14 protein-coding genes are annotated in these 14,346 nt (G+C 64.4%); 6 read left to right on the top strand and 8 right to left on the bottom strand.

Going from position 1 to position 14,346, the window contains the following annotated elements; translation table 11 throughout:
* From EL2594_RS13745 to EL2594_RS13730, 4 genes are all read left to right on the top strand, one after another.
* Positions 1–2,178, top strand: coding sequence for a phage tail protein (locus EL2594_RS13745; protein WP_011415706.1), 2,178 nt, complete (start codon positions 1–3; stop codon positions 2,176–2,178).
* Positions 2,179–2,201: 23 nt separating this feature from the next.
* Positions 2,202–2,657: a DUF2793 domain-containing protein gene (locus EL2594_RS15545; RefSeq protein ID WP_011415705.1), complete on the top strand. Its 456-nt coding sequence runs from the start codon at positions 2,202–2,204 to the stop codon at positions 2,655–2,657.
* A 181-nt stretch (positions 2,658–2,838) separates the two neighbouring features.
* Complete coding sequence (locus EL2594_RS13735) at positions 2,839–3,963, top strand: OmpA family protein (protein WP_041685378.1); 1,125 nt, start codon at positions 2,839–2,841, stop codon at positions 3,961–3,963.
* Positions 3,964–4,051: 88 nt separating this feature from the next.
* A complete protein-coding gene (locus EL2594_RS13730; RefSeq protein WP_011415703.1) occupies positions 4,052–4,588 on the top strand; it encodes a superoxide dismutase family protein in 537 nt (178 codons plus the stop codon).
* Positions 4,589–4,595: 7 nt separating this feature from the next.
* Here the strand turns inward: EL2594_RS13730 and EL2594_RS13725 are convergent, their stop codons facing one another.
* The 7 genes from EL2594_RS13725 to EL2594_RS15805 form a co-directional block, all read right to left on the bottom strand.
* Entirely contained in the window at positions 4,596–6,170 is a 1,575-nt protein-coding gene (locus EL2594_RS13725; protein WP_011415702.1) for a spinster family MFS transporter, read from the bottom strand.
* A complete protein-coding gene (gene queC, locus EL2594_RS13720; RefSeq protein WP_011415701.1) occupies positions 6,167–6,886 on the bottom strand; it encodes a 7-cyano-7-deazaguanine synthase QueC in 720 nt (239 codons plus the stop codon). The genes EL2594_RS13725 and queC overlap by 4 nt, the downstream gene beginning before the upstream one ends.
* 46 nt (positions 6,887–6,932) lie before the next feature.
* Positions 6,933–7,346 carry a DUF3617 domain-containing protein gene (locus tag EL2594_RS13715; RefSeq protein ID WP_041686108.1) on the bottom strand — a complete coding sequence of 138 codons (414 nt, stop codon included), beginning with the start codon at positions 7,344–7,346 and terminating at the stop codon, positions 6,933–6,935.
* 81 nt (positions 7,347–7,427) lie between these two features.
* A complete protein-coding gene (locus EL2594_RS13710; protein ID WP_011415699.1) occupies positions 7,428–8,321 on the bottom strand; it encodes an Hsp33 family molecular chaperone HslO in 894 nt (297 codons plus the stop codon).
* 44 nt (positions 8,322–8,365) lie between these two features.
* The gene (gene argF, locus EL2594_RS13705) at positions 8,366–9,310 is read right to left on the bottom strand and encodes an ornithine carbamoyltransferase (protein WP_011415698.1); all 945 of its coding nucleotides are present in this window, start codon (positions 9,308–9,310) and stop codon (positions 8,366–8,368) included.
* The gene (locus EL2594_RS13700) at positions 9,310–10,503 is read right to left on the bottom strand and encodes an aspartate aminotransferase family protein (RefSeq protein WP_011415697.1); all 1,194 of its coding nucleotides are present in this window, start codon (positions 10,501–10,503) and stop codon (positions 9,310–9,312) included. The genes argF and EL2594_RS13700 overlap by 1 nt, the downstream gene beginning before the upstream one ends.
* A 122-nt stretch (positions 10,504–10,625) precedes the next feature.
* On the bottom strand, positions 10,626–11,387 hold the full coding sequence (locus EL2594_RS15805; RefSeq protein WP_011415696.1) for a cold-shock protein: 762 nt from the start codon (positions 11,385–11,387) through the stop codon (positions 10,626–10,628).
* Positions 11,388–11,660: 273 nt separating this feature from the next.
* Between EL2594_RS15805 and EL2594_RS13690 the strand changes: the two genes are divergently transcribed.
* Both EL2594_RS13690 and EL2594_RS13685 read left to right on the top strand, forming a co-directional pair.
* The gene (locus EL2594_RS13690) at positions 11,661–12,461 is read left to right on the top strand and encodes a TerC family protein (protein ID WP_011415695.1); all 801 of its coding nucleotides are present in this window, start codon (positions 11,661–11,663) and stop codon (positions 12,459–12,461) included.
* Positions 12,458–12,898, top strand: a complete 441-nt coding sequence (locus EL2594_RS13685; protein WP_011415694.1) for a TIGR01244 family sulfur transferase — start codon at positions 12,458–12,460, stop codon at positions 12,896–12,898. Before EL2594_RS13690 ends, EL2594_RS13685 begins: the two co-directional genes overlap by 4 nt.
* 9 nt (positions 12,899–12,907) lie before the next feature.
* Here EL2594_RS13685 and EL2594_RS13680 read toward each other — a convergent pair whose 3' ends face one another.
* On the bottom strand, positions 12,908–14,329 hold the full coding sequence (locus tag EL2594_RS13680; protein WP_011415693.1) for an amidohydrolase: 1,422 nt from the start codon (positions 14,327–14,329) through the stop codon (positions 12,908–12,910).
* Positions 14,330–14,346: the final 17 nt, after the last annotated feature.

Here is a 14,346-nt window from a genome sequence, read left to right as displayed (position 1 = left end):
ATGGCTACCCTCCTCCTCTCGGCCGTCGGCACGCTGGTCGGCGGCCCGCTCGGCGGTGCGATCGGCGCGCTCGCCGGGCGCCAGATCGACGCGCAGGTCATCGGCAGCCCGACGCGCGAAGGGCCGCGGCTGAAGGAGCTGGCGGTCTCGACCTCCAGCTACGGCACGCCGATCCCGCGCATTCACGGCACCATGCGCGTACCGGGCACGATCATCTGGGCGACCGACCTCGTCGAGACCCGCGAGACCGAGGGCGGCGGCAAGGGCAAGCCGAAAACAACGACCTATTCCTACAGCGCCTCCTTCGCCATCGCGGTGTCGAGCCGTGCGATCGACGGCATCGGGCGCATCTGGGCCGATGGAAACTTGCTGCGTGGGCGCGCCGGTGACCTCAAGACCGGAGGAACCTTGCGCGTGCATACCGGACGCGGCGACCAGCCTCTCGATCCGCTTATCGCGTCCGACCGGATGGCCTGTCCCGCCTTCCGGCACTGCGCCTATGTCGTTTTCGAGGATCTCGACCTGACCGATTTCGGCAATCGCATTCCTGCGCTGTCGTTCGAGGTTTTCGCCGGAGCTTCCGAGGTCGGGCTGGCCGATCTGGCCGCCGGGACCGAAATGGAAGAGGCAGGGCCACGACTGCCAGGGCTCAGGGGCTTTGCCGTGGACGGCGGGCCCCTGGCCCGATCGCTGGAAGCGATCGGTGCCGTCTTTCCGCTCAGCTGCGACGCCCAAGGGCAAGGTCTTCGATTCAGCGATCCGGACATCGTGGAAGCCGATAGAACGCTGCCCGAGACTGCGCGGGCCTGGGAGGAAAGCGATTTCGGCCAGTTGCATGGCCGGCAATCCGACCGCTCGACCGGAGAGCCAAGCCTTCCCCACGCCGTGCGGTATTACGACCCGGCGCGCGATTACCAGCCTGGCATCCAGCGCGCCGTCGGGCCGACCCCGGCCGCAGGTCAGCGCGTTGTCGAGCTTCCCGCGACGCTGGATGCGGCGGATGCAAAATCGCTGAGCGAGAAAGCGACACAAAGGGCCCGATGGCGCAGGGACCGGCTGGCTTGGCGGCTCGCCGAGCTCGATCCGGCCATCGGGCCCGGCTCCGTGGTGCGCGTCCCCGGGCATGCGGGCGACTGGCTGGTCGGCGGCTGGGAGTGGCGCGAACGGGGCGTCGAGCTCGAGCTCCTGCGCCGTCGCCCCGGCAGCGCGCGAAACGGCGGTGACGATGCCGGCGACCTGCGCGCCTTGCCGGACAGGCTGCCCGGACCGACCGTGCTCGACTATTTCGAATTGCCCGGAGACGGAGTTTCGCAACCGAATGCGGCACGCGCGTTTGCCTCGGTAACGGCAACCGGGCGGTCCTCGAGCGTGGCGCTTTTCGCCCAGTCGCAGGGCCAGTTGACCCGCGTCGCCAGTGCGCAACGCGCCGATTCGGTACAGGGCCAGCTTGCCGCGCCACTGACCGGTTCGCCCGCGCTGCGGATCGAGCGGTCTGCATCGCTCGCGGTCAGCGTGTCGACGCCGGACGGCGCGTTCGACAGTGCAAGCGCGGAAGCCATTGTCCGCGGGGCCAATCGCATTCTGGTGGGCGGCGAGATCATCCAGTTCGCCACCGCGAGCCAGGCCGGAGAGGACAGCTGGATGCTGAGCGGGCTGTTGCGCGGTCGAGGCGGAACCGAGGCTGCGGCCGCACGTGGCCATGCGGCGGGCACGCCGGTAATCCTGCTCGATGACCGGCTGGTGGACATGCAAGCCTCCGGCGCGCCCATCCCGGTCGATGGAGATCTCGCAGCGATCGGGCCGGGCGATGCCGAGCCGGTCCATGCGCCATTGCGCAATGTCGGTCTGACTTTGCGCCCTCTCGTTCCTGTCCACCCGCGATGCACCATTTCCGGGTCCGACGGACTCGCGGCCTGCTGGATGCGGCGCGCGAGGGGCGCATGGACGTGGCCCGAGGCGGTCGAGGTCCCGCTGGTGGAAGAGCGCGAGAGTTATCGCGTCGGCGCGGGGCCGGTCGATACGCCCGTCCGGTCATGGTCCGTCGACACCAACCGGTTCGAGCTTGCGCCCGCGTCGCTTTCCGAACTGCTGGCCATTGCTGCGGGCGAGCCGCTGTGGGTTCGCCAGGTCGGAACGCACGACCTTTCGCCACCCCTGCTGCTGGCCACGCTCCCGTAATTTTGCCCCGAAGGATCAAGCTTATGACAACCCCTATCGCGTTCCAGTCGGTTTCCGCCCGGCATGCCCTGCCGTTCCTGTTCGCCGCGCAGGCGCAGAAGGAGATTATCGTCAACGAGGCGATAAGCCGCATCGATGCGCTCTTGCACCCGGTCGTGTCGGGGACACGATCCGATGTTCCTCCCTCTGCGATCGAAGGCGAATGCTGGATCGTCGGGGCCGACCCGGTCGACGACTGGTCCGGCTCCGAGAATGCGATCGCCTGTTTTACAGGCGGTGACTGGACCTTCGTCGAGCCTGTCGACGGCATGGCGTGCTGGGACCTTTCGGCGAGCGCGCGGCGCATCTTTGTCGGAAGCTGGCAAACACCGGTCGCACCCGAGCTCCCAAGCGGGGGAGCGACTGTCGATGCCGAATCCCGGCAGGCGATCGCCGATCTGGTCAACGCCCTGACAGATGTGGGAATTTTGCGGGCCTGAGGCGCAATCCGCAGCGGGATTCCGTTATTCTTCGGCCAATGCAGCCAATAATATGCCCTCTCACTCGAAAATGCGGCATTCTTGCAACAGATTGATTGTTTAGCGCGCTTGCCACCACCCTGGGGAAAAGTTAGATGGGGGCTTCTTGGTGGCTCTAATTCGCTAAAAGGGGAAATACGTAATGAGGAAACTCGTCATAGGAATGGCGATGGCCTCCACGGCCCTTGCATCGCCGGCCCTTGCCCGCGACGATGCTTGGTATGTCGAGGTCGATGGCGGTGCCATGATCGTTGAGGACATTGACCTCAACGTCAATACCGCATCGGATGCGCTTACAATTTCGTCCGACGAAGGCTTCGATTTCGGCGGTATTGTCGGTTACGACTTCGGCGCAGCTCGCCTCGAAGCCGAAGCCAGCTATGCTGAAGCATCGATCGACGACATTCTCGTCGGCACGGCAGGCTTCCCGGCTGGTCGTGCAGGCCGCCTCGCTCCGGCTGGCACCTACGAAGCCAACGGCGACATCAGCATCCTGCGCTTCATGGTCAACGCTCTGGCCGACTTCGGTCCCGACGACGGCCTGCAAGGCTTTGTCGGCGGTGGTATCGGTGTGGCCCGGACTGCTCTGGACACAACCATCAACACCAATGGCGCCCCCGGCATCGATGATTCGGACAGCGGTTTTGCCTGGCAGGTTCTTGCCGGCGTTCGTGCTCCGCTCAACGATAACTGGGACGTCGGTCTGAAGTATCGTCTGTTCAACGCTGAGAGCGTCGAACTGATCGATCGTGCCGGTCGTATTGTCGACAACAACGTCCGTACCCACTCGATTCTGGGTACGCTGACCTACAACTTCGGCGCGGCTCCGCCTCCGCCTCCGCCGCCTCCGCCGCCGCCTCCGCCGCCTCCGCCTCCGCCGCCGCCGCCGCCGCCTCCGCCGCCGCCGACGACGCCGTGTAACACTGGCCCGTACATCGTCTTCTTCAACTGGGATGAATCCAATATCACCCCGGAAGCTGCGACGATCCTGAACAATGCGGTCACGGCTTACGCGAATTGCGGCACGGCTTCGGTCATGCTCGCAGGTCACGCTGACCGTTCGGGCCCGCAGACCTACAACGTCGGCCTCTCGCAGCGCCGTAACGCTTCGGTCCGCGAATACCTGAATGGCCGCGGTATCCCGGATGCGCGCATCAGCAGCGAAGCCTTCGGCGAATCGCAGCCGCGCGTTCCGACCGCAGACGGTGTCCGCGAGTTGCAGAACCGTCGCGTGGAAATCACTTACGGTCCGGGTTCGGGCATGTAAGCGCGATTTTCGCCAAACGAATGAAGAGGGGCCGGAGCAATCCGGCCCCTTTTTCGTTATGGGGTTATGACACTTTTGGAGAGCCCCCATGAAAGACTTGCCCGCCGCCCTCACAGCGACCGCCCTCATTGCCCTCTCGCTATCCGCCTGCACCTCGCTCGCCGACGTGCCGAACGAACGCGTGGGCTCGGCGACATTCTCGCTGGCGAACGGGATACCCGCCGGCACCGCGCAGCTGGTGGCCAGCGGAGACACCGTCACCCTGGCAGTCGCGGTCACCGGCATTTCGCCGGGCCAGCACGGATTCCATCTCCATGAAACCGGAACCTGCGCCGCGCCGGACTTCACCTCGGCCGGCGGTCACCTCAATCCGGACAACGTCGGCCACGGCCTCGAAGACGACGACGGTGCGCATCTCGGCGACCTGCCCAACCTGACCGTGTCGTCCTCCGGCACCGCGACCACGCGCGTCGACCTGCGCGGATCGCGCAGCGAAGTGCTGGATGCAATCTTCGATGCCGACGGCACCGCCATCGTCATCCATGCCGATCCCGACGACGGCCGCACCGACCCGTCCGGCAATGCCGGCAAGCGGGTGGCCTGCGCGGTAATCAAGCCGAGCTAACCCGCTATCAGATTTCTTCTCTGGCGGCCCGAGCGCGTTCGAGCACCGTCCTCTCGGCTTCGGGGACTGTCCGGTAGGCCACGAACAGCAGCATCAGTCCGACGGGTACCGCGATCAGCAGGCTCAGTCCGCCGGTCGACAGGCTGCCCGTCATCGTCGAGACCTGTCCGGCCATATAGGGCCCGAGCGCAAGACCGACGAGCGTCGTCGAAAGGAAGAACGTCGCCGTCGCCGTGCCCCGCATGCGCGGCAACACAAGGTCCTGCGTCGTCGCTGCTGCACCACCGAGCGCGGAGCTTGCGAACAGCGACTGCAGGAATGCGGCGAGGTAGAAGACGGTCGTATTCTGCGTCGTGAACATGACGAACAGAAAAGGTGCCGCCGCGACGAGACCGAAGGCGACCATGATGAGCCGCCCCGCCGGATTGCGTTCGCGCAACCAGTCGGCCATCCGGCCGCCCAGGATCACGCCGAGAAAACCGCCCGCCGCACCCGGGCCACCGATCCACCACCCGGCGGTCGAAGGCGCTTCGCCGAGGATCCGGATCGCGTAGGGTGCCGCCCAGAACGACGCGGCATAGGACATGAAGGCGACCATGCCGTACCCCAGGATCGTGGTGAGAAACGCCGGGGTCCCCCAGATCAACTGGAACGTCGGTTCATCGCGGACTTTCAGGGTCGTGGCCCACGAGAAGATCGCGTAATAGCCGACGCCGATCGCCCCCCATTGCTGGACGTTGTCGGTCACCACGGCCATCGTATAGGCGATGCCGCCGATCACCAGAGCCCCGACAATATTGAGTATCATGCCCCGCGTACCCGCGCGTGCGGCGCCGATCAGCGTGAACGGCGGGATGACTGCAACCAGTTCGTTGAGAAAACCCCGGAAGGGGTCCTTCGGCGGTGGCGTTATGATGCCTTCGCTTTCGCCGCGCAGCGGTTCGCGCAGGGTGAAGACCAGTGCTGCGAGCAACAGGCCCGGCAGGCCCACGATGATGAAAGCTGCCTGCCATCCGGCGAGCCCCATAGGCGCATCGACCGGATAGGCCGCGTTCCAGCGCTCCACGATCGCCCCGCCGATCAGCAGCGAAACGCCGCCGCCGATGTAGAGGCCGGAGGCATAGATCGCCAGCGCCGTCGCGCGCATCTTCTTGGGAAACCAGTCCGAGATCAGCGAGTAGGCACTGGGGCTCGCGGTAGCCTCACCGACGCCGACGCCGATCCGCGCGACACTGAGCATGGTGAAGTTTTTGGCGAACCCTGACAATGCTGTGAAGGCCGACCAGATCGCGAGGCCCGCCGTCATCAGGCGCACGCGATGCCAGCTGTCGGCGAGCTTGCCGAGCGGGATGCCGAACAGCGCGTAGAAAACGCCGAAGGCCGTACCGTAGAGGAAGCCGATCTGATCGTCGCGCAGGCCGAGATCGGCCTTGATCTCTTCGGCCAGGATGGAGATGATATTGCGGTCGACGAAGTTCAGGACATAGACGATGACTAGGACGCTGAGCGCATACCAGCTGTAGGCAGGCACGCGCTCGGGGGCCGGATTGTCAGCGGCAGGCTGGGTCTCGGTCTGGTTCACGCATTCTCTCCCTGGATCGGCGGTGCATCCGCCGGATAGTCTAGCCCGTCCGCCAGCCCCGCTTCGGCAAATCCCTTGCGCCGCAACCGGCAGGAATCGCACGCGCCGCAAGGCTTGAGGCCGGGCAGCGGGTCGTAGCAGGACCAGCTCCACGCACTCTCGAGACCGAGCCGGGCGCATTCGCGCGCGATATCGGCCTTGGTCATGTGTTGCAGCGGGGCATGGATCTTGAAAGGCGCCGATTCCTCGACGCCCGCCTTGGTGGCGAGGTTGGCCGTGACGGCAAAGCTTTCGATGAACTCGGGGCGGCAGTCCGGATAACCGGAATAATCGAGCGCGTTCACCCCGATGAAAATATCCCGCGCGCCGGACGCTTCCGCAAAAGCCGTGGTCAACGACAGGAACACGAGGTTGCGCGCAGGCACGTAGGTGACCGGAATGTCGTTTCCGACGCCGCATTTGGGAACGTCGATATCATCGGTCAGCGCCGATCCACCCAGCGCCCGCAGATCGGCCTCGATTTCGACATGTCGCTCGGCCCCGATCTTCGCGGCAATCAACCGGGCAGACTGCAGCTCGACCTTGTGGCGCTGGCCATAATCGATCGTCAGCGCATGCACGGCGTAGCCCTGCTCCTGCGCGATCGCGGCGGTGACCATGGAGTCGAGGCCGCCGGACAAGAGGATCGCGGCTGCCTTGCGGGAATTTGCTGCCATTGAGTGGGGCTAGCGCAGGTTCACGCGCCGCCCAAGCGCAAAGTGACTAGCGACAGGCGCCGATCCGGCGACCTTCCGCAGTGAACGAGAACGGCAAGCCCCCTTCGATGCCCTGCGATTCCAGCTGGACGAGGACATTGCTTTCGCGCCGGATGTTGGTGCGGCCATAGCCATTGCCGCGGCACGTATACTGCACCGTCACTTCGCTATCGCCGTCCTCGACGACGAAGCGATTGCAGTTGGGTTCGCGATGGCGCAGCTGGATCAATTCGCGGCCGTTGCGCACGCACATACGCTTCGGCGCAGCGCCGTCACGATAACGAATTTCCCATTCGCCGGCCTGCAGCCTGTTAAGCATGGCCAGGCCGGGTGCCTGCGCCTCGGCAGGCACGCCGAATGCAGTGATGGATATGCCCAATGCAATCAGTGTCGATCGCAGCCGGGCGCGAGAATTCTTCATATCGTCCTCCGCCTGGCGACCTCTGTTTTCTTTGTAATGGTAGGCAGGTATATAGGTCATGAATTGGATCGACGCGACATTTTACATGTCGAGCGCGAAGGTGCGCGAGCAGAAGGCGCAGTCGACCTGGATGATGCCGTCCTCGTCCCGCATTTCGGCTCGCTCGGTTTCGCCGAAGCGTGCGAGCACGGTCGCGTAATGTTCGGCCGAGCAGCGACAACCGCGGCTGAGGACCGACCCGACCTGCGTGCGCACTTGCTCTTCCTCGTGGAAGAGGCGCCAGGCTATGGCCTCCATCGAAAGATCGCGATCGAGCAGTTCGTCATCGCGCAGGCTCCCAGCGAGAATGGCGACGTGTTCCCATTCGGGATGGTCGAGCCGGGCATGCAGGCGCTCGCGCCCGACTTCCCCGTCTGGCAGGTGCTGGACCAGCAGTCCGGCGCCCGATTGGACGCCGCCATCTATATCGACTGCAACCCTGATGAGCGTCGGGACCTGTTCCGATTGCGCGAAATAGGTCTCGCAGGCATGGCTCAGGCTTTCGCCTTCCAGCGGCACAATTCCCTGGTAGCGTCCGCGCTCGTCATTCATGTCGAACGTCACCGCGAGATAGCCATCGCCGAACAGCGTGTGCAGATCCGGGTTGATACCGATATCGTCGAGTCGGCTGCGATCGAAATCGGCATAGCCGCGCACCGCGCCGGCCCGGTAATCGACCACCAGCAGCTTGACGATCCCGTCGCGGGTCTGCGCTTGCATCGTCATCTGGCCCTCGTCGTCCTTGACGAGGCCGCCGATGAGCGTGCCCACCACCAGCGCTTCGGCCAGCAGGCGGGCAATCGCGGGCGGGTATCGATGCGCGGACAGGACATCGTCGAGGACTGAATCGAGCCGGACGATGCGGCCGCGGGCTTGACGCGAAGGGATCGTGAAGCTGAGCAGGCGGTCAGCGTAAGTTTCGTCGGGTTGTTGCATGGCGCCTATATGGGGCGCACTGCCTTGTTTGGAAGGCGGGCCCTTTAGCCGAGCTTGCCGAGCGCCCAGAGCAGCACCGATTTCTGCGCATGGATACGGTTCTCTGCCTCGTCGAAAACCCGCGATTGCGGCCCTTCGATCACGCTTTCGGCCACTTCCTCCCCGACATGCGCGGGCAGGCAGTGCAGGAAGATGGCGTCCGGCTTGGCTTGGTCCATCAGGCGGTCGTCGACCTGGAACGGCGCCATTGCCTCCAGCTTGGTTGCAGCATGCTCCTGCCCCATCGACACCCAGGTATCGGTAATTACGACATCCGCCCCGCGCGCCGCTTCGGCCGCATCGGCAGCCAGCGAGACCTGCGCCCCGCCCGCACGCGCCAATTCGACGAATTCGCCATCGGGCTCGTAGCCCTTGGGCGTCCCGACCCGGACGTTGAACTTCATCAGGCCCGCTGCTTCGAGGATCGAGTGCAGCACATTGTTGCCATCGCCGAGCCAGGCGATCTCCAGACCGGGCAGTGCCTTGCCATTTTCTATGACCGTCAGCAGGTCGGCGACGATCTGGCACGGATGCGAACGATCGGTCAGGCCGTTGATCACCGGTACCGTGGCGTGGTGCGCCAGCTCCTCGATCTTGCCGTGATCGTCGGTGCGGATCATGATCGCATCCACCATCCGGCTCAACACCCGTGCGGTATCGGCAATACTTTCGCCCCGCCCGAGCTGCATGGAACCCGATTCCATCACCATCGCGCTGCCGCCGAGTTGCCGCATCGCCATGTCGAAACTGACGCGGGTGCGGGTCGAGCTTTTCTCGAAGATCATGGCGAGGACGTGGTCCTTCAGCGGCGCATCCGGATCGGGGCGCCCCTTCGGCCAGGCTGTACGCGCGGCCTTGCGGTCCTGCGCGTCATTAATCATCGCGGCGATCGCATCGCCGCCGGCATCCGACAGGTCGAGAAAATGCCGTACTGTCGCCGGTGCGGGCATCACGCCGCCTCGGGCACCTTGTAGCTTGCCGCACCCGCGGAAAGTTTGTCGAAAAATTCATCGATCTCCGCATCGCCGATGACCAGCGGCGGGAGAACCCGCAGCGTATTGTCGCCGGCCGCGACGGTCAGTAACTGGTGATGATCGCGCAGGTGGACAAAGAAGGGACGGCTTTCGACCTTCATCTTGATGCCGAGCATCAGCCCCTTGCCGCGGACCAGTTCGAACAGGTCGGGATAGTTGCCGATGAACTGTTCGAGCCGGGTCCGGATCCGTTCACCCTTTTCGCGTACTTCAGCAAGAAACTCGTCGTTCGCGACGGCTGTCATCACCGCCATTCCGGCCGCCATGGCCAGCGGATTGCCGCCATAGGTCGAGCCGTGCGTGCCGAAGACCATGCCGCGCGCCGCCTTTTCCGTGGCAAGGCAGGCCCCCAGCGGGAAGCCGCCGCCGATGCCTTTTGCCGTGGCGAGAATGTCGGGTTCGATCCCGTATTGCTCATAGGCGTAGAGCGTGCCGGTGCGCGCGACACCGCATTGCACTTCGTCGAGCGCGAGCATGAGGTCATGCTCGTCGCACAGGTCGCGCAGGCCGTGCATGAATGCGTCCGAGGCGGGGCGGATGCCGCCTTCGCCCTGGATCGGTTCGACCAGGAAGCCCGCCGTCTGCGGACCGATCAGGCTCTTGGCCATGTCGAGATCGTCGAACTCGCAATATTTGAAGCCCGGGAGAAGCGGCTGGAAGCCCTTGTGCATCTTCTCCTGGTTGGACGCACTGATGGTCGCCATCGTCCGCCCGTGGAAGGCGTTGGTGAACGTGATCAGTTCGGTACGCTGCGCGTCACCATCCTCTTGCTGGTGATAGGCGCGCGCGGTCTTGATCGCCGTTTCCACCGCCTCCGCGCCAGAGTTCGTGAAGAACACCGTGTCGGCGAAAGTCTTGTCGACCAGCTTCCGCGCCAGTTCCTCGCCCTGTGGGCTGCCGTAGAGGTTGGAAACATGCATCAGCGTCGCGGCCTGCTGCTGGATCGCACCGATCAGGCCTTCATGCGAATGGCCGAGCAGATTGACGGCAATGCCGCTGGCAAAGTCGAGATAGCGCGTGCCGTCCTCGTCGATCAGGTGGCAGTGCTCGCCGCGGACCGGACGAACCCCGCAGCGGGGGTAGACTGGCATGAGCGGTGTGATCGACATCGTGGCAATTCCTCGAAACTGTTTCGGCTCAAAGGGAAATGGCGGCCCCAAACGAGGCCGCCATTTCGCGCTGTTTAGATTGTCGCTCAACCCCGGTCAAATGGGATGAGCGCAAAGCCGGGTCACTCTTGAACAGGCACGAGATTGACCGCCGAATACTTGCCGCGTCGATCGACTTCGAGGTCGAACTCGTAACGCTCGCCTTCGTCGATGCCGGACAGGCCCGAGCGTTCGACCGCGCTGATGTGCACGAATGCATCGGGCTGGCCGTCGTCGCGAACGAGGAAGCCGAAACCCTTCATCGAGTTGAAGAACTTGACCGTGCCGGTCGCTTTCTCGCCGGTCAGTTCGCGCTTGGGCGGGCCCGAGTCGCGCGATTCGACCGCGATAACGTCGCCGACGACCTGCAGATCCTGAGCGGAGACCTTTCCGCCGCGATCGACGAGGTTGAATTCGAGCTCTTGGCCTTCGGCAAGGCCATCCAGTCCGGCGCGTTCGACAGCACTGATGTGCACGAACACATCTTCTCCGCCACCTTCCTGCTGGATGAAGCCGAAACCTTTCTGGCCGTTGAAAAATTTCACCGTGCCCTTGCCGGTTCCGACAACCTGGGGAGGCATGCGGTCGAAACCACCACCACCGCCGCCGCCGCCGCGAGGACCGCCGCCGCCGCCACGGGGTCCGCCCCCGAAACCGCCACGACCGCCGCCATCGCGATCGCCAAAACCGCCGCCGCCACGATCTCCGTAGCCGGCGCCTCCGCCTCCGAAACGATCAGGCGGAGGACCGCCGAAATCGCCGCCGCCACCGAAAGGATCGAAACCGTCTTCGCCGAAGCCGTCTCGCTTGTCCCTGCCGCGACGGCGCCCTTTATCGTAACCCATAATTCAAACAGTACCCTACCACGCACGCCCCATCACACTCTGGTCGGAGGAGCTGGACGGCAATGCTCCTTCGTCCTTTGGAAGCGAGATGCCGGGCATCGATCCCGGAATTTCCCACTCACATTGCTTCAAACCATAGCGGAGAATTCGGCGCTAGGCGAATGATTTAACGTGCGGGGCCAGTATCACCGCAATATGTGACAAATTCATAACCGCTAAAGTTACCACTAGAGCGCTTGATTGCCGCTTTCCCGTCCGGCATGAGCTTCCCCCATGGATATCATGGCCTTGCTTTCCGACCCGGCTGCCTGGGCAGCCCTTTTCACGTTGATCGTGCTGGAAGTCGTCCTCGGCGTCGACAACCTCATCTTCATCGCGATCATTTCCAACAAGCTGCCGGAACACCAGCAGCAAAGGGCGCGCCGAATCGGCCTGATTCTCGCGCTGGTGATGCGGCTGGGCCTGCTTACGCTCATCGGCTGGCTGGTAACCCTGCAGACGCCGTTGTTCGACCTCGGGATCCAGGGGGGTATCAACGAATATAACGGCGAGCCGACTTTCGAGACGGCTCTCTCCGGGCGCGACCTCATCCTGCTTGCCGGCGGCCTGTTCCTGCTGTGGAAGGCGACCAAGGAAATCCACCACAACATGGAGCCGAAAGAGCGTTCCGACGACGTGCTGAACAAGCACAAGAAGGCGGTCCAGCTCACCTTCGGCGCGGCGATCGCGCAGATTATCGTGCTCGACATGGTGTTCTCGATCGATTCGATCCTGACCGCGGTCGGCATGACGGACGAACTGCCGATCATGGTTACCGCCGTGGTGATCACGGTCGGCATCATGCTGGTTGCCGCCGATCCGCTCGCGAAATTCATCGAGAACAACCCCACGCTGGTGATGCTGGCGCTCGCCTTCCTGGTCATGATCGGCGCGGTGCTGGTGGCCGATGCCTTCGGTTTCCACGTTCCCAAAGGCTATATCTACGCCGCCATGGGCTTCTCGGTCGGCGTGGAAGTCCTCAACATCTTCAAGCGCAATCGTCTGCGAAAGACAGAGATAGAGGCCACCGCATGAGCGATTTTCGCCGCCTGTCCGAGTCGATGCTGGCGAGCCCGCAGATCGCGGCAAGCGATATTGCCGCCGCCCGGGACGCCGGAGTGACGCTGATCGTCAACAACCGGCCCGATGGCGAAGAACCCGACCAGCCCGACGGCGCCGAGATCGAGTCGGCCGCCCGCGAGGCGGGGATCTACTACGTCGCGATTCCCGTCACCTCCGCCGGTTTCAGCGAACCGCAGGTCGAGGCGATGCGCGACGCGCTGGACGGCTCGGAAGGCACCGTGCTCGGCTATTGTCGCTCGGGCACACGGTCGACACTGCTGTGGTCGCTGGCGCAGGCTCGCGCCGGTATCGACCCGGACGCGATTGCCGAAGCTGCGCGCGCCGCCGGTTACGACGTAAGCCCGGTGCGCCCGGCAATGGACATGTTCGCCGCGCGCGCCAAGGGCTGAGACGCCGGACTAATTGCGATAATCGAGCGGCGGATCGCGGTCACCCAGCAGCGAGACATACTGGTAGTCGTCTCCGCGCGACGCATCGAATTCTTCTTTCGCGGCCCGGCGCAATTCGGGATCGGTGAACAGGTCGATCGCCGTCAGGGTCATCGCCTTGGCCGCGACCTGCGTGCCCTTGGCCCCAATCGAGTGACCGCTCGCCGCGACCGCCTGCCAGCTATGGGCGCTGGTGCCGGGAACCCAGGTGGCGGTGCGGACACCGACGGTCGGCGTGGCCCATGAGACGTCGCCGACATCGGTCGAGCCGTAGCCGAGTGTCTTGCCATAGGGCTGGATCTGAGCCGCAGTTTCGAGCGCCATCGCGCCATCGCCGAGGGAGGTGCTGATATCTTCTGCCCAGGCGCGCTCTTCCTCGGTATACTGCACCCCGCCGACCCGGCGCAGGTTGGCATCCATCACTTTCGCAAGCGTCTCGTTTACCAGCAGCGGATTGTTGCCGTGGATGATCTCCCACTCGACTTCCGTACCGGTGCCCAGCGCCGCACCGCGGGCGGTGTCTTCCAATCGCTCCCACAAGGCGCGCACTTCGTCGGCATCCGAATGACGCACGTAGTAGAACACTTCGGCGAAGTCCGGAATCACGTTCGGCGCAGCCCCGCCTTCCGTGATCACGTAATGGATGCGGGTGTCCATGCTGGTGTGCTCGCGCATCATGTTCACCATCATGTTCATGGCCTCGACCCCGTCGAGCGCGCTGCGACCGCGTTCCGGCGCGCCGGCGGCATGGGCGGAGACGCCCTTGAAGCGGAACTTGGCCGAGCGGTTGGCGAGGCTCGTCCGCGCCGCCGCGCTGTTGCGATCGGCGGCATGCCAGTGGATCGCCACGTCGACATCGTCGAACAGGCCTTCGCGGGTCATATAGACCTTGCCCGAGCCGCCTTCCTCGGCGGGCGTGCCGTAGAGCCGGATGCGGCCCGGCGTGCCGGTTTTCTCGAGCCAGTTCTTGATTGCGATCGCGGCGGTCAGCGAACCCGCCGCGAAGAGATTGTGCCCGCAGGCATGGCCCGCGCCCTTGTCTTCCATGACGTCGCGGCTGGCCGAGGTCGACTGGCTGATACCCGGCAGAGCGTCGTATTCGGCCAGCACCCCGATCACCGGACCGCCGCTGCCCCATTCGGCTATGAACGCCGTGGGGATGCCGGCGACGCCTTCGGTCACGGCGAAGCCTTCACCGCGCAGCTCGTCCTGCAGCAGGTTGCTGGAACGCAATTCGAGATAGCCGAGTTCGGCCCAGTCCCAGATCTGCTTCGCAACGCGTTCGGTACGGTCGGACTCGGCTTCGACCGCAGCGATCGGATCGACCTCCTGCGCGGCAAGCGGGGCCGCGAGCACGGTCGAAAGTGCCGTGAGGCCAGCAAGAAACTTCATCGATCTATCTCCCTGTT

It is taken from the genome of Erythrobacter litoralis HTCC2594 (assembly GCF_000013005.1).
GTDB lineage: Bacteria > Pseudomonadota > Alphaproteobacteria > Sphingomonadales > Sphingomonadaceae > Parerythrobacter > Parerythrobacter litoralis_A.
Note: the sequence above shows the minus strand (reverse complement) of the source record. Positions and strands in the feature narration are given on the sequence as shown.